This window comes from Enterobacter sp. CC120223-11 (genome assembly GCF_900215375.1).
Classification (GTDB): domain Bacteria; phylum Pseudomonadota; class Gammaproteobacteria; order Enterobacterales; family Enterobacteriaceae; genus Scandinavium.
The window spans coordinates 29,913-47,366 of the sequence record NZ_OBEF01000010.1 but is presented as its reverse complement, the minus strand read 5'-3'; the positions used below and the strand labels follow the sequence as shown (position 1 = coordinate 47,366).

Genomic DNA, 17,454 nt, shown 5'->3' with positions numbered 1-17,454 from the left:
GCCACCCGGCAATCAGATTTCCGGCACCACACATTACTTCTTTTTCGGCGTCATTTTCTTCTGCCAGGCAATCAGTTCAAACACGCCGAACAGGAACACGCGCACCTGTTCACCACGCGTCATCTGTGGGCCATCTTTCGGCAAGGTGGCTTTCAGCAGCGTCATCTGCAGGCCGTGCATCAGGATCATAAAGATCAGCGCCACGTTAACGAAGATATTCACCGGAAATTTGAACGGATGGACGACGTTCAGAACCAGAAAAGCCCAGACGCAGAGCATCAGCAGGCGGCCAATATTAAGCAGCATCGTTGTTTCCTTGTGCTTCACGGTGATAGAGGCGGTAGGCGACCTGTCCGGCCACCTTTTCGCGATGTAAATCCCAGTGCGCGGGCACCGGCGGCAGGCCGTTTTCCACTTCGCTTTCAACGTAAATCAGCGCGTCGTCTGCCAGCCAGCCGTTGTTCTCCAGCAGCGCGAGCGTTTCTTCCAGCAGGCCTTTACGGAACGGCGGGTCGATAAACACGACGTCGTGCGGCGTGCCTGCGCCTGCGAGGAACGTCAGGCTGTTGGTGTTCACCACCTGCGCATTGCGGGCATTCAGCGTTGCCAGATTTTTTTGTAACTGTTGCGCGACGTGGCGCTCCATTTCCAGCAGCGTTGCACTGCCCGCATAGCGTGACAGCGCTTCGAGCCCCAGCGCGCCGCTTCCGGCGAAACAGTCGAGGCAGCGGGCATCAACCATGTGTGGCGCAAGCCAGTTAAACAGCGTCTCGCGGACCCTGTCGGTGGTCGGGCGCAGGCCCGGGCTGTCGGGCACCGGGAGCTTACGACCCCGCCATTGCCCGCCTATAATGCGAATTTGACCGCTGCCGGCGTGGTTTGGTTTTTTCATCTCTTTGCTCTGCTCTATGCCGGATTACGCTTCCAGGCGGTGATGCGCGTTAAGTTAAGTGATAGACTATTTCATCATTTTTTTAGCTTCCATGTACATAGCGGTGACGCGGTGCCGGGAATCAACAGCGAAGAGTGTGGTCGCAGATGGCAAAGAACAAAAAGAAAGGCTTTTTCTCATGGCTTGGCTTCGGTCAGAAAGAGCAGGAGCAGCCGCAGCAGGACGTTGAACAGCAGGCCGCAGACGCAGAGCAGACGGCGGTAGCGCCGGTTGCCGAAGAAGTCGTTGAGCACATCGCTGAGCCGGAAGCGGAAGCCACCGCACACAGTCACGAAGAGGTCGAAGCCTTCGCCGATGACGTGGTTGAGGTCACCGAAGAGGTCGCAGAAAGCGAAAAACCGCAGCCCGTAGAGCCTGTTATTGAGGTTATCGAAGAAGCGGCTCCGCAAGCCGAAGCCGTGCCGGAAGTTGTGGAAGAAGCTCAGCCGGAAGCGGAACCTGTTGCAGAAATCGAACACGAAACGCTGCCGCTGGCGGAAGAGATTGTCGAAGAAGAACCTGCGGCGGTCATCGAAGAAGAAGTGGCAGTTGCCCATATCGAAGCGGCTCAGGAAGAGATCGCTGAAGACGAACTGACTGACGAAGAGCTTGAGGCTCAGGCGCTTGCCTCCGTCGACGAAGCGGAAGAAGTGGCTGAAGAACCTGCTGAAGAAGTCGTCGTTCAGGAGCAGGAAAAGCCGACCAAAGAGGGCTTCTTCGCCCGCCTCAAACGCAGCCTGCTGAAAACCAAAGAGAATCTGGGTTCCGGATTTATCAGTCTTTTCCGCGGCAAAAAAATTGACGATGATCTGTTTGAAGAGCTGGAAGAGCAGCTGCTGATTGCCGACGTCGGCGTGGAAACCACCCGTAAAATTATCGCCAGCCTGACCGAAGGCGCGAGCCGCAAACAGCTGCGCGATGCCGAAGCACTGTACGGCCTGCTGAAAGATGAAATGGGCGATATCCTCGCGAAAGTTGACGAACCGCTTAATATTGAAGGGAAAACGCCGTTCGTTATCCTGATGGTCGGCGTCAACGGCGTGGGTAAAACCACCACCATCGGCAAGCTGGCGCGTCAGTTTGAGCAGCAGGGCAAATCTGTGATGCTCGCCGCGGGCGATACGTTCCGTGCCGCAGCGGTGGAACAGCTTCAGGTGTGGGGCCAGCGCAACGACATTCCGGTGATTGCGCAGCACACGGGCGCGGATTCCGCCTCGGTCATTTTCGATGCTATTCAGGCCGCTAAGGCGCGTAACGTCGACGTGCTGATTGCCGATACCGCAGGGCGCTTGCAGAACAAATCGCACCTGATGGAAGAGCTGAAGAAAATTGTCCGCGTGATGAAAAAGCTCGACGAATCTGCGCCGCATGAAATTATGCTGACGATTGACGCTAGCACCGGGCAGAACGCCATCAGCCAGGCGAAACTGTTCCACGAAGCCGTCGGGCTGACGGGCATTACATTGACTAAACTGGACGGGACCGCCAAGGGTGGCGTTATCTTCTCGGTGGCCGATCAGTTCGGCATTCCGATCCGCTACATTGGCGTCGGCGAACGTATCGAAGATTTGCGTCCGTTTAAATCGGACGACTTTATTGAGGCACTATTTGCCCGAGAGGATTAACAATGATTCGCTTTGAACAAGTCAGCAAAGCCTATCTCGGTGGGAGACAAGCGCTGCAGGGGATTAACTTCCAGCTGCAGCCGGGCGAGATGGCCTTTCTGACCGGCCACTCCGGCGCGGGGAAAAGTACCCTGCTCAAGCTCATTTGCGGCATCGAACGCCCGAGCACCGGGAAAATCTGGTTCAGCGGCCACGACATCAGCCGCCTGAAAAACCGTGAAGTGCCATTCCTGCGTCGTCAGATAGGCATGATTTTCCAGGATCACCATCTGCTGATGGACCGAACCGTGTTCGATAACGTGGCTATCCCGCTTATCATTGCGGGCGCGAGCTACGATGACATTCGTCGCCGCGTTTCGGCGGCGCTGGATAAGGTCGGGCTGCTCGACAAAGCGAAAAATCTGCCGATTCAGCTTTCCGGGGGGGAACAGCAGCGCGTGGGCATCGCCCGTGCGGTGGTCAACAAACCCGCCGTGCTGCTGGCGGATGAACCGACCGGTAACCTCGACGAAGCGCTGTCGGAAGGCATTCTGCGCTTGTTTGAAGAGTTTAACCGCGTTGGCGTCACCGTACTGATGGCGACTCACGATCTGGGACTGATTTCCAGCCGTTCATACCGGATGCTGACGCTGAGCGACGGTCATTTGCATGGAGGCTATGGTGAATAAACGCGAAGCGATGAACCACATTCGCCAGTTCGGCAACCGCTTTGACCGGCTGCGTAACACGGCGAGCGGCGGCGGAAACAGTGGCGGCAATGCGCCGAAGCGCCAGAAGGCCGCGCCTAAACCAAACTCCCGCAAAACCAACGTTTTTAACGAGCAGGTGCGCTATGCGTTCCACGGCGCGTTGCAGGATCTGAAAAGCAAACCGATAGCGACCTTCCTGACCGTGATGGTGATTGCCATCTCCCTGACGCTGCCGAGCGTCTGCTATATGGTTTACAAGAACGTCAACACGGCGGCTTCGCAGTATTACCCGTCGCCGCAAATTACGGTCTATCTGGAAAAAACGCTGGATGATGACGCGGCGGCGAAAGTCGTCGGGCAACTTCAGGCGGAACAGGGCGTGGATAAGGTGAATTACCTCTCCCGCGATGAAGCGCTGGGCGAGTTCCGCAACTGGTCGGGCTTCGGCGGCGCGCTGGATATGCTGGAAGAGAACCCTCTGCCAGCGGTGGCTATCGTCATCCCGAAACTTGATTTCCAGGGCACAGATTCTCTGAACACGCTGCGCGACCGCGTGTCACGCATCCAGGGCGTTGACGAAGTGCGCATGGACGACAGCTGGTTTGCCCGTCTCTCTTCCATCACTGGGCTGGTTGGCCGCGTAGCGGCGATGATTGGCGTGCTGATGGTGGCGGCGGTATTCCTCGTCATCGGCAACAGCGTGCGCCTGAGCATCTTTGCCCGTCGCGATACCATTAACGTGCAAAAGCTCATTGGCGCAACGGACGGCTTCATTCTGCGTCCGTTCCTTTACGGCGGCGCACTGCTCGGTTTTTCGGGCGCGTTTTTATCGCTGATTCTTTCCGAAATTCTGGTGCTGCGCCTGTCGTCGGCGGTCACGGAAGTGGCCAAAGTGTTCGGGACCCAGTTTGAACTCAGCGGATTAGGCTTTGATGAGTGCTTGCTGATGCTGATTGTCTGCTCGATGATTGGCTGGGTGGCCGCCTGGCTTGCCACGGTTCAACATTTACGCCACTTTACGCCGGAATAAAAAAACTCTGATATACTCTCTCCCTGCTGCAAGATTTCCTGTTCGCAGGGAGAGCTTCAAAACCTTCTGCCTTCCCTGCCCTCAAGTCATATCATCGTGGTGTCACATTTTGTGCGTAATCTATTCACAGCGTTGCATGGAACTTGTGGATAACATCACTGTCTGATAAAAGAGTGAGTGCTAATCTCGTTGCTCAAAATTTCTGGCATGCTTGTTGCCTCTTAGAGGGACGAAGCAGCAGAAGAGAAAGAATTGAGAGGATTTGAATGACCAAAGACATGCAAACTTTAGCTTTAGCCCCTGTTGGCAATCTGGATTCTTACATCCGGGCGGCAAACGCATGGCCGATGTTGTCGGCTGATGAAGAGCGGGCACTGGCGGAGAAGCTGCATTACCAGGGCGATCTGGAAGCAGCGAAAACGCTGATCCTGTCTCACCTGCGCTTTGTTGTTCACGTTGCTCGTAACTACTCGGGCTACGGCCTGCCGCAGGCGGATTTGATTCAGGAAGGTAATATCGGCCTGATGAAAGCCGTGCGTCGCTTCAACCCGGAAGTGGGCGTGCGTCTGGTCTCCTTCGCCGTACACTGGATCAAAGCCGAAATTCACGAATACGTTCTGCGTAACTGGCGTATTGTGAAAGTCGCGACCACTAAAGCACAGCGTAAGCTGTTCTTTAACCTGCGTAAAACCAAGCAGCGTCTGGGCTGGTTCAATCAGGACGAAGTTGAGATGGTAGCGCGCGAGCTGGGCGTTTCCAGCAAAGACGTGCGTGAGATGGAATCGCGAATGTCCGCCCAGGACATGGCGTTCGATATGTCTTCCGACGACGATTCGGAAAGCAATACCGTTGCCCCTGTGCTCTATCTGCAGGATAAGTCTTCTAACTTTGCTGAAAGCATTGAAGACGATAACTGGGAAGATCAGGCGGCCAACAAGCTGACGCATGCGATGGAAGGCCTGGACGAGCGTAGCCAGGACATCATCCGAGCCCGCTGGCTGGACGAAGACAACAAGTCCACCCTGCAGGAACTGGCCGACCGCTATGGCGTATCTGCCGAGCGTGTCCGTCAGCTTGAAAAGAACGCGATGAAAAAACTGCGTATGGCGATCGAAGCCTAAGCTTCTCCTGACGCAAACATGAAAAAGGCAGCCACTGGCTGCCTTTTTAGTTTCTGAATTCTGCTATCGCCGCACCGGGGCAAAAATGGTCATCACGCCGGCCATCACCAGCAGCACGCCCGCGAGCCCTTGCCAGGAAAATGCCTCGTTCTGAAATGCCAGCGCCATGCCCCAGACGGTGATATAGCTCAGGCTCAGCAGCGCATACGCTTTTGCCAGTGGAAGGCGCTTTAGGGCAAAAAACCAGCACGCCATGGAAGCGACATAGCCGCACAGCCCCAGAAACAGCGAACCTGTGCCCGCCTGAAGCTGAATGAGATGCCAGAACAGTGCGGCAACGTCTCCGACCGGCGGCAGCGCCATCATCGCGGAACGCAACAGCAGCTGCGCCACGCTCACCAGTATCACGCTGAGTAACGCCAGAACAACGCCCATCAGTGGCTCCCTCCGAGCACGATAATACCGATAATAATCAGGCTCACGCCCAGCCAGTGGCGGCGCGATACCGGCTCTTTCCAGATAAATTTGGCCGCCAGCGTCACCCAGACAAAATTCAGGCTCAGCATCGGGTAGGCGATGCTGACGGGCAGGCGTTGCAGCACCACCAACCAGAGCGCCATCCCGCCGCCAAGCGTGAGCAAAGCCAGCCCCAGCCATAAGCCAATATGCTGCCCTCGCCGCCCGTTTTTCGCCGGGCGGGTGGCCTGCTTTTGGCACAGCTGCCCGGCACAGCTCAGCAGGCTGGCCAGCAGCAGCGAGAGCGCGGTGATCATTTCGGCAGGTACTGCACGAAGACCATCCGACTCATTGCATAAACGTTATCGGGTTTCGGCAAGCCAAGGTCCTCCAGCGTTTGTCCTTTGTTTAACTGTAGCACCAGCGAAATCGGGCCTTCGGCACGGTGCGCGGCCAGCCAGCCGTCAAACGCATCACTGTCGATAAAGCGCCCCTGAGCATCAGGATAGGCCAGTCCGTACTTCAGCTCGCCCTGCTGACGGAACATGATAATGTCGCTGCGCTTCAGCTCCCACGCAAGCCCGGCAGCCACGCCCACGCCGTTGGTGAGCACGTAGCGACTTGGCGTCAGCTGTTCGCTGACGATATCGGTGATGAACTGCGGCTGCTTGCTGTCGATGACCTTATCCGGAATAGCAAACCCGACCAGAAGAGCGATACCGAGTGGGCAGCAGGCGGCCAGCGCCCAGCGCTTCACGCCGTCGCGAATCGACAGCCATCCCACCAGCGCCCAGGCGGCAAACGCCACCGCCGCCAGCAGGCACTTGTAGAGCTCAATGCTGTTCCAGACAGGCTTGTGCATCGGGCCCCACGGCGAAACCACCAGCACTGCCACCAGCCCGATCAGACCGAAGCCAATGTTGATAAACCCATTCACTCGCAGCGCCTTCGCGCCCTTTTCAGCCGCTTCTACCGCATAGCGCGCCATCAGGATCGCCAGCGGCGCAAAGCATGGCAGGATGTAGGTCGGCAGCTTTCCTTTCGCAATACTGAAGAACAGGAACGGCATTACCACCCAGCTCAGCAAATAGAAAGTGCTACGCTGCGCATCACGCTCCTGCCAGCCTTTTTTCAGCGCACCCGGCAGCAGCGCCAGCCACGGCAGGCTGCCTGCGATCAGGAACGGAATGTAGTACCAGAATGGCGCCTTGTGCTGTGCATCGCTCTGCGCAAAGCGCTGGACGTGCTCCACCCAGAAGAAGTAACGCCAGAAATCCGGTTCACGATTGGCAATCGCCAGGCCCCACGGCAGCACCGTCAGTACGCATACGACGATGGCAACCCAACCCCAAAGCAGCACTTCTTTCCAGCGTTTCTGGACAATAACCCAGGGCAGCACGCCAATCACCGGCACCGCCAGCGCAAGAAAGCCTTTGGTCATCACACCCATACCGCAGGCAACACCGAGCAGCACGTAACCGCCGAGTTTGCCGCCGCGGGTCTTCGCCTGAGACGCCCCCCAGAAGCTGCACATGGCCAGCATCAGCCACAGGGCAATCATCGGGTCGAGCACCGCGTAAGTGCCAATGCCGTAGACCAGGAAAGCGGTGAGGAAAATGACCACCGAAAGAATAGCGGTGCGCTTATCCTGCCACAGCTTCCACGCCAGCCAGCCCACCAGCAGCGCGGTACAGGCGGTGGAAAAGACCACACCAAAGCGCACAGAAAAATTGGTATGACCAAAGAGCCACTGCCCGATGCTGTTAAACCAGTATCCGGCAATGGGTTTTTCAAAGTAACGCAGGCCAAGAAAATGCGGCACAATCCAGTCGCCGGTGGCCAGCATTTCGCGGCTGATCTCCGCGTAGCGGGTTTCATCGGGCTGCCACAGCAGGCGGAAATTCAGAGGAACGATGTAATAGAGAACAAACAGAAACAGCAAAGAAGCGCTTAAACGTAGGGATTTCATTAGTTTTAACCCAATAAGTGTTCTTGTCCTAACCAGCCTTCGCGGCCCGTCAGCTCACCGCGCACCACGCTCCCTTTAGGTAGCGTGCTGAAGTCATCCGGCAGAAGCTGGCTCAGCGGGCAAAAGGTGATGCCCTCTTCTGCCGCCTGCCGTAACAGCTTGTCAAACTGCTCCGCGCCCACGATCCCTTCCACTTCGGCGTGAATGGTATAGACAGGCACGCCCTTATCTTTATGGATACGCTCAATCAGCCAGTCGTTAAACCCTTCGGTGCTGACGCTGCTGCCCACCGCTTCGTCCCAGGTTGGCAGAGTAACCGGAATTTGTACCGTGCCGGTAATGCCTTCACCCAGCACCGGCAGGAACGGGCGTGTGCCGCGACAGTCGCTGTTGTAGAGAAACTCAAAGCCTTCTTTCGCCCGGACAACCCGCTCATCCGCCCGCCAGCCGGCCACGGCGGAACAGGTAACGGTCGAGCCGATGATGGTTTCCAGCGCCTGCAAACCCTGGGCGATTTCTGCCTCAAGCCGCGGCTGATCCCATACGCCGCTCCACATCTGCCAGCGGTGATGATCCCAGGCATGCAGCCCGACCTCATGCGCCTGCGCGGTGGCGCGGATAATCTCTGCATTGGCTTCGCCGATGATTTTTCCCGGCCAGGCAGTGCCCGCCAGCAGAATATCCCAGCCATAAAGCGATGCCGCGCGCGAGCGCAGCATCTTCCACAGAAATTTCGGCTTCAGCAGGCGCCACAGATGACGCCCCATGTTGTCCGGTCCGACGCTGAAAAAGAAGCTGGCCTGAATATCGTGCTTCTGGAGAGTCTCCAGCAGGCGCGGTACGCCTTCGCGGGTGCCGCGAAAGGTGTCCACATCCACGCGTAAGCCAACTTTTCTCATCATTTTTGGGTTTCCGTTAACTCAACCGTGCGCAGGAAGAAGTCCAGCGTCTCTTCGACGGTCTGCTGCATTTCCACCGTCGGCTGCCAGTCGAGGCAGCGTTTTGCGTTGCGAATGCTCGGCTTGCGGTGCTCAACGTCCTGGTAACCTTTGCCATAATAGTCGCTGCTCTCCACGTCGCGGAAGCCCGCAAACGGAGGGAACTGGTTACGCAGCGGATGACGCTCGAAGCAGTCAAGCAGCATTTCGGCCAGCTCTTTGATGCTCGCTTCGTTGTCCGGGTTGCCGATGTTGACGATCTGCCCGTCGCAGCGGCCTTCTTTGTTCTCAATGATGCGGAACAGCGCCTCGATACCGTCGCTGATGTCGGTGAAGCAGCGCTTCTGTTTGCCGCCTTCAATCAGCTTGATTGGCGAGCCTTCCACCAGGTTCAGGATCAGCTGCGTAATCGCACGTGAGCTGCCGATACGCGCAGAATTGAGGCTGTCCAGACGCGGTCCCATCCAGTTGAACGGACGGAACAGGGTAAATTTCAGCCCTTCTTTATCGCCGTAAGCCCAGATAACGCGGTCCAGCAGCTGCTTGGAGACGGAGTAAATCCAGCGCTGTTTGTTGATTGGCCCGACGACCAGGTTCGAATTGTCTTCGTCGAAGTTTTTGTCGGTGCACATGCCGTACACTTCGGAAGTCGACGGGAAGATGATGCGTTTGTTGTACTTCACGCAGTCGCGGATGATCTTCAGGTTCTCTTCGAAGTCGAGTTCGAACACGCGCAGCGGGTTGCGGGTGTATTCAATTGGGGTAGCAATTGCCACCAGCGGCAGAACCACGTCGCACTTCTTGATGTGGTATTCGATCCACTCGGAGTGAATGCTGATGTCACCTTCAACAAAGTGGAAGCGCGGATTATCGAGGAAGCGGCTGATGGCGTCAGAGCCGATATCCAGGCCGTAGATTTCGTAGTTGTCGTCTTTCAGCAGACGCTCCGTCAGATGGTTGCCGATAAAGCCGTTCACGCCAAGGATAAGCACGCGGGTCCGACGCTTCACCGCCACGAAAGGATAGCTCGACAGCAGCGCGCCGGTAACCAGACCCAGCGCCTGTGCAAGCTGAGTGCCCTGCATGTAAACGCCTTTGTCGCTCTGGCCGGTGACGATTTCAAGCGCGCCGCTCCCGCAGGCAACGATAAGTGGAGAGGCAGAAATCACCGTGCCCGGCTTCGCCGCCGCCACGTCGTGACGCACGCGGGATTTCCAGACGATAAATTTATTGGTGCCGACAAAGCTAAATGCGCCTGGCCAAGGATCGGACACCGCGCGTACCAGGTTGTGCAGGGTTTCAGCAGGCTGCTCCCAGATAAGACGACCGTCTTCCGGCGTTCGACGGCCTACAACGCTCGCCTGGCTTTCGTCCTGCACGGTTTCCGTGGTTTTGCCTGTGGCGATCAGTGGCAGCGCATCGCGCAGCAAAGATTGTGCAGAAGTACAGAGTTTACGGTGCAGCGTCAGCGCAACGTCGTTTTCGTCAATGGCGACAGTTGCCTGCGCCACAATGTTGCCAGCATCGGCGCGATTGATCATGCGATGCAGCGTAACGCCGGTTTCTTTTTCACCGTTCGCCAGCACCCAGTTCAGCGGCGCACGGCCACGGTATTTCGGCAGCAGAGAACCGTGCAGGTTGAAGGCACCGTGACGCGCGAGGCTCACAATCGCGTCGCTCAGCAGGTTGCGATAGTAGAAGGAGAAAATCATGTCCGGGTTCATCTCGCGAATGCGATCGACCCACAGCGGGTGATTCACATCCTCCGGCGCGTACACGGTAATCCCCTGCTCAGCGGCGAGGCGCGCCACCGATCCAAAGAAGTGATTTTCACCGGCGGTATCCGGATGGGTAAAGATGGCCGAAATCTCATATCCGGCGTCCAGTAAGGCCTGAATACCTGTGCAACCCATATCGTGATAGGCAAAGACGACAGCTTTCATGAACGATTTTCCTCTTCAGTCGCCAGGCCTTCCTGACGGACAACACGTTGAATAAAGTAGCGGGGACGGGCGCGGACGTCGTTATAGATACGCCCGATGTACTCCCCAAGAAGCCCCATACCGACGAACTGTGCGCCGATAAACATAAACAGCACCGCAAACAGCAGGAACAGGCCATCGCCCGCCCACTCGGCGCCAAACGCCAGGCGCAAAATCACCAGCAGAATGGCAAAGGCGAAGCCCGCCAGCGCCACCACGCTGCCCACTACGCTCAGCAGGCGCAGCGGCGTGGTGGTCAGGCAGGTCACCAGGTCGTACATCAGGTTGATGAGGCGCATAAAGCTGTATTTGGAATCGCCGAACTCGCGCTCGGCGTGCAGCACGGGGATTTCCACCGCGCGGCGCGCAAAGGTGTTGGCGAGGATCGGAATAAAGGTGCTGCGCTCGTGGCAGTTCAGCATCGCGTCAACAATGTGGCGACGATAGGCGCGCAGCATGCAGCCGTAATCGCCCATCGCTTTGCCGGTGGTGCGCTGGATCAGGCGATTGATCATCTTCGACGCAGACTTACGGAAGATGCTGTCCTGACGATTCTGGCGCACGGTGCCGACCACGTCGTAGCCTTCATCGGCTTTCTCAACCAGCCGCGGGATCTCTTCCGGCGGGTTTTGCAGGTCGGCATCCAGCGTAATGATCAGGTCGCCGGTGACGTGGCTGAACCCGGCCATAATCGCCGAGTGTTGACCGTAGTTGCGGTTCAGCAGCACCGCCACGATGTGGCTACCCGGCGCTTCAGCAGCCAGAACCAGCATGCGGGCGGAGTCATCGCTGCTGCCGTCGTCCACCAGCAGAATTTCATAGTCACGGTTAAGCGTGGCGCAGGCCGCGTCGGTGCGGCGAATCAGCTCTGGCAGGCTCTCCTGTTCGTTATAAACGGGGATCACCACCGAGACTTTTTTCACTTTCGGGGCTTCAAACATATCAATGTCCTGCGAGCTGACGGAGCGCAGAAATGACGCGGGTTGTGTCGTCATGAGTCATATCCGGGAAAAGAGGCAGAGAACAGATGCGGGCGCTGTTCCACTCCGTGTCCGGTAGGGAAACGTGCGGGTAGCGTTCGCGGTAGTATTTTTGCGTGTGCGCGGCGCGGAAATGCAGGCCAGTGCCGATGCCCTGCGCCTTCAGCTGCTCCATCAGGCCATCGCGGCTGATGCCGCAGCGGGCTTCGTCGACGCGAATAATAAACAGGTGCCAGGCGTGCTGATGCGGCCAGGAAGGGATCGCCAGCGGCTGGAAAGGCGTGTCGGCAAGCTCAGTGAGGTAGCGCTGCGCAATCTCCGCGCGTTTCAGGTTCGCCTGCGGCAGTTTACCAAGCTGGACCAGCGCCAGCGCGGCGTTGATATCGGCAAGGTTGTATTTAAAGCCCGGCGAAATCACTTCAGCCTGCGGCGCGCGGCCATGCGTTTGACGGTCATAGGCATCGACGCCGAGGCCGTGAAACTTCAGGCTGCGAATGCGGTTAGCCAGCTGGTCGTTGTCGGTGACAATCAGGCCGCCTTCTGCGCAGGTCATGTTTTTGATCGCGTGGAAGGAGAAAATTGCCGTGCCTTTGCCGCCAACGTGGTGGCCTTTATAGTGCGTGCCTGCCGCGTGGGCAGCGTCTTCAACTACCGGAATACCGTGCTGTTGTGCAACGGCATAAATGCCATCGACATCGAACGGCGCGCCCGCGTAGTGAACGGGAATGATGGCTTTGGTACGCGGCGTGATAGCGGCGGCAACGGCATCGGGCGTCACCATCAGCGTGTCGCGATCGACGTCGATCATCACCGGAGTCGCCCCCAGCAGTTCGATCATGTTGAGCGTGGACACCCAGGTCTGGGAAGGGGTAATCACCTCGTCGCCCGGCCCGATGTCCAGAGCCATCAGCGTGACGTGCATCCCGCCCGTTGCGGAGCTGACGGCAATGGCATGACGGTTACCGGTCAGGGCACAAAACGCTTCTTCAAGCTGTGCATTCTTTGGCCCGGTGGTGATCCACCCGGACTGCAGCACGGCTTTCAGCGCGTCAAACTCCTCATCACCCATTGACGGGCGTGAGAAAGGTAAAAATTCACTCATTGATTATCCTTACCCTGAACGTTGGGGTTACACCAAATTCATCCTGCGCCAACAGAGTTAAACGAAGTAATAATAGAAGGGTCAAACGCAGCGGATTGATAAACGCCAGTTCAACGTTTTTTAAATTACAGGAGGAAGATTAGGAATAGATTAAGGAAATTGCAAGAGATGCACTTTTAAGTTAATCTTTACATATCATAACGTTAGCTGCAGCACTCCGTAAGTATCTCTAACCCCCTCCTGTAAAATCTGATCCGTGCTGTATTTGTTGATAAGTTAAATGCAGCATCAACGACTGAGTAAAAAGCACATCTTTAGTAAAATGCAGACGCACCTCTTGTCGCTGAAATGCCTAACTTGCTGGTTGAAGCTCGACATTGTTGTCATGCGCCATCCCGCAGTCAAAAATGACCGGCGGCACTCTTTTTTTTAGCCCAGCGCCACCTGATAATCGGTTTACTTTTCAGGGGAACAAAACCGTCCCATGAAATATTGAATTCGTCTAAATTTATATTTAAACCCAAGAATCGTAGATTTTTAAAACAATGAGAATATAATCGCCACTCTTTTGAAATTTCAAATTTGCATCATCACTATTTAAAATCATTAAAACAAAAAAACATCAAATAACACAACACATTAGAGGCGGAAGATAATAATCAGGCATTAACCACTACCCGTCCGTGGCTATTTTGATTGTATTTACACCTCATTCCGATACTATTCTTTTCATCGAGAATATTCCGAACAATATCCTGCCCCCTCTGGGCCCTATCAATACCATTCGCTGCGAAAAGCTTCGCTGGTAAAGTTTCGCTGGTGGAGAAAGCCGACTCTATGCAAACAGAAATTGATCTAAAGCTTTTAAAAATAATAAACACTTTGTTCATTTGTGGCAGCGTCACCAAAACGGCGCAAGCGCTTAATCTCAGCCCAGGGACAATCAGCTACGCCCTTAATAAAGCAAGAACCCTGACCGGCGCGCATCTTTTTATTCGCACCCGATCCGGAATGAAGCCTGATACCACTGCGCGGGAGCTGTGTCTCCGCTATCAAAAATTCACTGGTACAAGTCAGGACACTCTTTTTGCAGGCGAGGAGAGCGAAAAAAATGTCCTCTCCTTTATGACCTATTCCCCGGTGGAAATGATGCTGGTCAGTAATCCTGCCCGGTCCGAAGCGCTGAGTTATCATTTCTCTCCCTATCTTTCCAGCACGACAGAACGTTTAAGCAAACTTAAAAGTGGCGAGGTGGATATTGATATTGGTGCCAAGCTACCCGCAGAGCCCCTGATAAACAATGTTAAGCTTTTCACGACTCCCGTCTCTCTGCTGGTTTCAGGAGAGAATAAGCGCTATGGCGAACGCCTGACACTTGATGAATGGCGAACCGGCCATCACGCGGTGTGGTCAGTGTTGATTGATTATTACTGCAATGACGCGCTGAAGTCGCAGCGGGCGCAGCAGTTTCTGCAAGAGCGCAAGGTGAAGATGATCTCCGGCAGCATTGTCAATATGGTCACCTTCTGCGCCGCCAGCGATTGCATGATGATGATCCCGGATTATTTCACGCCGCTGCTGACGAAAAACTTCGCCGTACGCCGGGTGCTGATGCCTGAAGAGATCGAGATGCATTACGACTGTTATTGCCACTTCAGCAACAGCCTGCTTGAAAATGCGAACGCGTTGAAGGTGACAAACGACATTATTCTTCATCTCAAATCTGCCGCCATTGCATCGCCATCCGCTCTGTAACTCATTCCCGAATGACGGGTAATGCTGAAGCAGCTTTATCCGCATTATTAGAGATATTCGTAATGACCGAAATAACCATTAAACAACTAAAAATCATCAATGCGCTGATTGAGTGTGGCAGCGCCTTGGCGGCCGCCAGGCAATTAGCCCTCTCCCCGTCGGCGATAAGTTACTCTTTAAACCAGCTCAAAAAGCAAAACGGGCTGACGCTGTTTACCCGTACCCGACAGGGGCTGCGTCCGACTCAGGAGGCGCTGGATCTGCAAAAGCGCTATGCAGACCTGGCCTCGCTGCAGTCCCGCAAGCGTGAGTTTGTTATCACGACCTATTCGTTAATCGAGATGGTGCTGGCGGAACACATGGCCGGGCAGGCCAGCGTGACCAATGGCTCGCTGATGCACTTTATGACTATGTCCACCAGCGATGATGAGAGGCTGCGTAAGCTTAAGCATCGTGAAGTGGATATTGATATTGGCGGCAGGCTGCCGGAAGACCGCTCCATCGTAACTTCACGCTATCTGCACTCCGCAACCTGCATCATGGGCCGTGCCGATCATCCGCATATTGGGGCACAATTTACCCTTGATGACTGGCGCAGCCACTCCCACCTGCGCTGGCAGCGGGATTTAGGCAGCATCAATGGTATCGTGGAGAAACTGGATACTCAGCTATTAGCCGAAAGGGACATCGCGTGGACCAGTCCTAATCTGCTGACGCTTGCCTGGCTGTGTTCCGCCACGGATTACGTGATGCTGATGCCCACCGTATTTCAGCCTGCTCTGCAAAAACGCTTCGCGGTTCAGTTCTGGTCGCCGCCACCTGAGCTCGAGATGACCTTTGACTGTTATCTGCATTATCATCGGGCGATGGAGGAGAATATTAACGCATTGGCTTTGCATAAAATACTTCAGCATGCTGAATAAGCCCTCGTCTATTTTTCATATATTGATAAATTCACCTTTCATTATCTGAATATTTCATTGACTGATATCGTCTCAGGCATACCCTTGAGGCGTTTTCATTCCGGGAATGGATTGACGCTTTCCGTAAAGTGGTGAACGTTCCTCAGCAACCGCCACATTCAACAACGCCTCAGCGCCATAAAAACTGGATAAACAGCACATTGACTGCTCTCACTAATATTTAAAAAAAGACATTTAACATTATATGGGTTTACTTCACCAGCACAACATTCATACTGGGACATCAATAAACAACCGACCGAAATTTAAATTTAAACACCCTTCACGTGCCATTTAATTTTTTTTAAATTCCCGGTCAGGAATTTCAAATTTATGCATATCAGTTTCGTTAGTGATAACTATTACCTCTGCTCAGGCATTGAATCGCAGGTATTCGATTCCCACCAGATTACCAGCAAGCGCAGCATTGATGCTTATCTGCAATCCTGCCATCCGGATCGCTATCTGGTGTTGGGCATTGAGAACCTTTTCCTGAGGGATTACTTCATTAAGCAAGTCAATCAACTGAGCCTTCAGTATATGGTTTTGATGCAGGATATTATTAAAGATCACTGCTTTAAGATTGGTGACGTGGTCTTTTCCTCTCTGGAATGCTCTCCGCACTATCTGCAAAAAATTGCGCGCGTTTTCCCAAAACCTCGTCAGAATGTCCTGACCCAGCGCGAGCTGGATATCCTGGACGTGTTCCATCTGCAAAACGTTAAAATTGCCCGTGCGCTGGATATTTCGCAAAAAACCGCCAGCGGTCACCGCGTTAATATTCAGCATAAGCTGCGGATGAAATCGAAGAATGCGCTGGCAATGTTACGCATTAAAGCGGCTATTTCTCGCAGCAGCGGGGATAAACTACACGGACTGATTGCCAACCATAACCGATAACATTTCCCTATACATTAACTTCACAGGGAGACTATTCTCCCTGGGGTTAATGTTTCTGTTTGTAAATTATCTTCGCCCAGCCAAACAAAGTTAGCGAAAAAGTGTGACCGCTTCGATACTGAGGCCAGATAATGCCTTTATCAGATTGCTCACCGCGGCTAAAAAACGTAGCATTCCTGCCATTCTTGTTTTTAGACCTGTTACCACATTTAGCTTAAACGATGATTTCCCTGCGCCTGACTTTGCTACTCTGCTTTCTGTTTACCTTCCACTGTACCGCGCAGGCTGCCCGAACTCATCATGTCCCTCATCCAAAGCAAACTGCTGTCAAAACCAGCAAAACCAGCAGCCTTAAACGCCGCAAACGTCTGATGCGTCAGTATCAGCAGTGGAAAGGTACCCGCTATCGCCTCGGGGCTAACTCGCACAAGGCGATTGACTGCTCCGCGCTGACGCGTCGTTTGTACCAGGAAGCATTTTCTGTGAGCCTGCCACGCACAACCGGCGAACAGTTAAGACGAGGCAAAAAAACAAGGCCGGGTGCGGCGCACATTGGTGATTTAGTGTTCTTCAAAACCGGACGGGCACAGAAGCACGTCGGGATTTACATTGGCGAGAACCGGTTCATCCATGCTTCCCGACGCAAAGGCGTCACTATTTCACAGCTAAACGATCCTTACTGGAATCGTCATTACCTGTCGATGCGCCAGGTCTTGCCGGACACCGCCGCAAGATAATTCTAAATAGAGCCTAAACCACTCGCACTCCCTGCTCGTTTAACACTTCGGCCTGAATATAATGGCCGCTCATGTTACCGATCTCGTTATGGCGAGGCTCCTGTACAAATATAAGTTATCGCCCTGACGGTATCGAGAGAGACCCCACAGGGAAATACAGGCATCCATCGAATCAAGGTGTTGCCAAGATAACTTCTGCCGACGTTTTATGCCGGACAGATACGTTGTACAGTGCTAAATCCAGGACGTAGGGATCTGCTCAGTTAGCTGTTCCTGT

Annotated in this window: 17 protein-coding genes and 1 riboswitch; of the genes, 8 read left to right on the top strand and 9 right to left on the bottom strand. The window is 54.7% G+C overall.

All coding sequences use genetic code 11. The features are described 5' to 3' along the window. Positions 1-33: 33 nt before the first annotated feature. Together CRO87_RS13025 and rsmD are read right to left on the bottom strand one after the other, a co-directional pair. Positions 34-306, bottom strand: a complete 273-nt coding sequence (locus CRO87_RS13025; protein ID WP_097163372.1) for a DUF1145 family protein — start codon at positions 304-306, stop codon at positions 34-36. Next, a complete protein-coding gene (gene rsmD, locus CRO87_RS13020; RefSeq protein WP_097163371.1) occupies positions 296-892 on the bottom strand; it encodes a 16S rRNA (guanine(966)-N(2))-methyltransferase in 597 nt (198 codons plus the stop codon). Before rsmD ends, CRO87_RS13025 begins: the two co-directional genes overlap by 11 nt. Positions 893-1,038: 146 nt before the next feature. Between rsmD and ftsY the strand changes: the two genes are divergently transcribed. The 4 genes from ftsY to rpoH all read left to right on the top strand — a co-directional run bounded on the left by ftsY (position 1,039) and on the right by rpoH (position 5,396). Then, positions 1,039-2,556, top strand: a complete 1,518-nt coding sequence (gene ftsY / locus CRO87_RS13015; RefSeq protein ID WP_097163370.1) for a signal recognition particle-docking protein FtsY — start codon at positions 1,039-1,041, stop codon at positions 2,554-2,556. A 2-nt stretch (positions 2,557-2,558) separates the two neighbouring features. After that, entirely contained in the window at positions 2,559-3,224 is a 666-nt protein-coding gene (gene ftsE / locus CRO87_RS13010) for a cell division ATP-binding protein FtsE (protein WP_097163369.1), read from the top strand. Beyond that, entirely contained in the window at positions 3,217-4,275 is a 1,059-nt protein-coding gene (ftsX, locus tag CRO87_RS13005) for a permease-like cell division protein FtsX (protein ID WP_097163495.1), read from the top strand. Before ftsE ends, ftsX begins: the two co-directional genes overlap by 8 nt. A 266-nt stretch (positions 4,276-4,541) precedes the next feature. Further along, positions 4,542-5,396 (top strand): RNA polymerase sigma factor RpoH, encoded by an 855-nt coding sequence (gene rpoH, locus CRO87_RS13000; protein WP_097163368.1) that lies wholly within the window; start codon positions 4,542-4,544, stop codon positions 5,394-5,396. 63 nt (positions 5,397-5,459) lie between these two features. On the opposite strand, the gene arnF is transcribed toward rpoH, so the two are convergent. From arnF to arnB, 7 genes are read right to left on the bottom strand one after another with little or no spacing between them, the layout of a single operon-like run. Next, the gene (gene arnF, locus CRO87_RS12995; RefSeq protein ID WP_097163367.1) at positions 5,460-5,831 is read right to left on the bottom strand and encodes a 4-amino-4-deoxy-L-arabinose-phosphoundecaprenol flippase subunit ArnF; all 372 of its coding nucleotides are present in this window, start codon (positions 5,829-5,831) and stop codon (positions 5,460-5,462) included. Beyond that, on the bottom strand, positions 5,831-6,169 hold the full coding sequence (arnE, locus tag CRO87_RS12990) for a 4-amino-4-deoxy-L-arabinose-phosphoundecaprenol flippase subunit ArnE (protein ID WP_097163366.1): 339 nt from the start codon (positions 6,167-6,169) through the stop codon (positions 5,831-5,833). The genes arnF and arnE overlap by 1 nt, the downstream gene beginning before the upstream one ends. After that, positions 6,166-7,821 (bottom strand): lipid IV(A) 4-amino-4-deoxy-L-arabinosyltransferase, encoded by a 1,656-nt coding sequence (gene arnT / locus CRO87_RS12985; protein WP_097163365.1) that lies wholly within the window; start codon positions 7,819-7,821, stop codon positions 6,166-6,168. Before arnT ends, arnE begins: the two co-directional genes overlap by 4 nt. 5 nt (positions 7,822-7,826) lie before the next feature. Next, a complete protein-coding gene (gene arnD / locus CRO87_RS12980) occupies positions 7,827-8,720 on the bottom strand; it encodes a 4-deoxy-4-formamido-L-arabinose-phosphoundecaprenol deformylase (RefSeq protein ID WP_097163494.1) in 894 nt (297 codons plus the stop codon). Next, the gene (arnA, locus tag CRO87_RS12975) at positions 8,720-10,702 is read right to left on the bottom strand and encodes a bifunctional UDP-4-amino-4-deoxy-L-arabinose formyltransferase/UDP-glucuronic acid oxidase ArnA (RefSeq protein ID WP_097163364.1); all 1,983 of its coding nucleotides are present in this window, start codon (positions 10,700-10,702) and stop codon (positions 8,720-8,722) included. Before arnA ends, arnD begins: the two co-directional genes overlap by 1 nt. Next, on the bottom strand, positions 10,699-11,682 hold the full coding sequence (arnC, locus tag CRO87_RS12970; protein ID WP_097163363.1) for an undecaprenyl-phosphate 4-deoxy-4-formamido-L-arabinose transferase: 984 nt from the start codon (positions 11,680-11,682) through the stop codon (positions 10,699-10,701). The genes arnA and arnC overlap by 4 nt, the downstream gene beginning before the upstream one ends. Before the next feature lies 1 nt (position 11,683). Further along, a complete protein-coding gene (gene arnB, locus CRO87_RS12965; protein WP_097163362.1) occupies positions 11,684-12,823 on the bottom strand; it encodes a UDP-4-amino-4-deoxy-L-arabinose aminotransferase in 1,140 nt (379 codons plus the stop codon). A gap of 837 nt (positions 12,824-13,660) precedes the next feature. Here arnB and CRO87_RS12960 point away from each other — a divergent pair. The 4 genes from CRO87_RS12960 (at position 13,661) to CRO87_RS12945 (ending at position 17,177) form a co-directional block, all read left to right on the top strand. Beyond that, complete coding sequence (locus CRO87_RS12960) at positions 13,661-14,578, top strand: LysR family transcriptional regulator (RefSeq protein ID WP_097163361.1); 918 nt, start codon at positions 13,661-13,663, stop codon at positions 14,576-14,578. A 62-nt stretch (positions 14,579-14,640) separates the two neighbouring features. After that, positions 14,641-15,501 carry a LysR family transcriptional regulator gene (locus CRO87_RS12955; protein ID WP_176504310.1) on the top strand — a complete coding sequence of 287 codons (861 nt, stop codon included), beginning with the start codon at positions 14,641-14,643 and terminating at the stop codon, positions 15,499-15,501. Positions 15,502-15,873: 372 nt separating this feature from the next. After that, entirely contained in the window at positions 15,874-16,440 is a 567-nt protein-coding gene (locus CRO87_RS12950) for a LuxR C-terminal-related transcriptional regulator (RefSeq protein WP_097163359.1), read from the top strand. Between the two features lie 221 nt (positions 16,441-16,661). Further along, the gene (locus tag CRO87_RS12945) at positions 16,662-17,177 is read left to right on the top strand and encodes an NlpC/P60 family protein (protein ID WP_097163358.1); all 516 of its coding nucleotides are present in this window, start codon (positions 16,662-16,664) and stop codon (positions 17,175-17,177) included. A gap of 75 nt (positions 17,178-17,252) precedes the next feature. Continuing rightward, positions 17,253-17,437, top strand: a riboswitch (M-box (ykoK) riboswitch). Positions 17,438-17,454 lie beyond the last annotated feature (17 nt).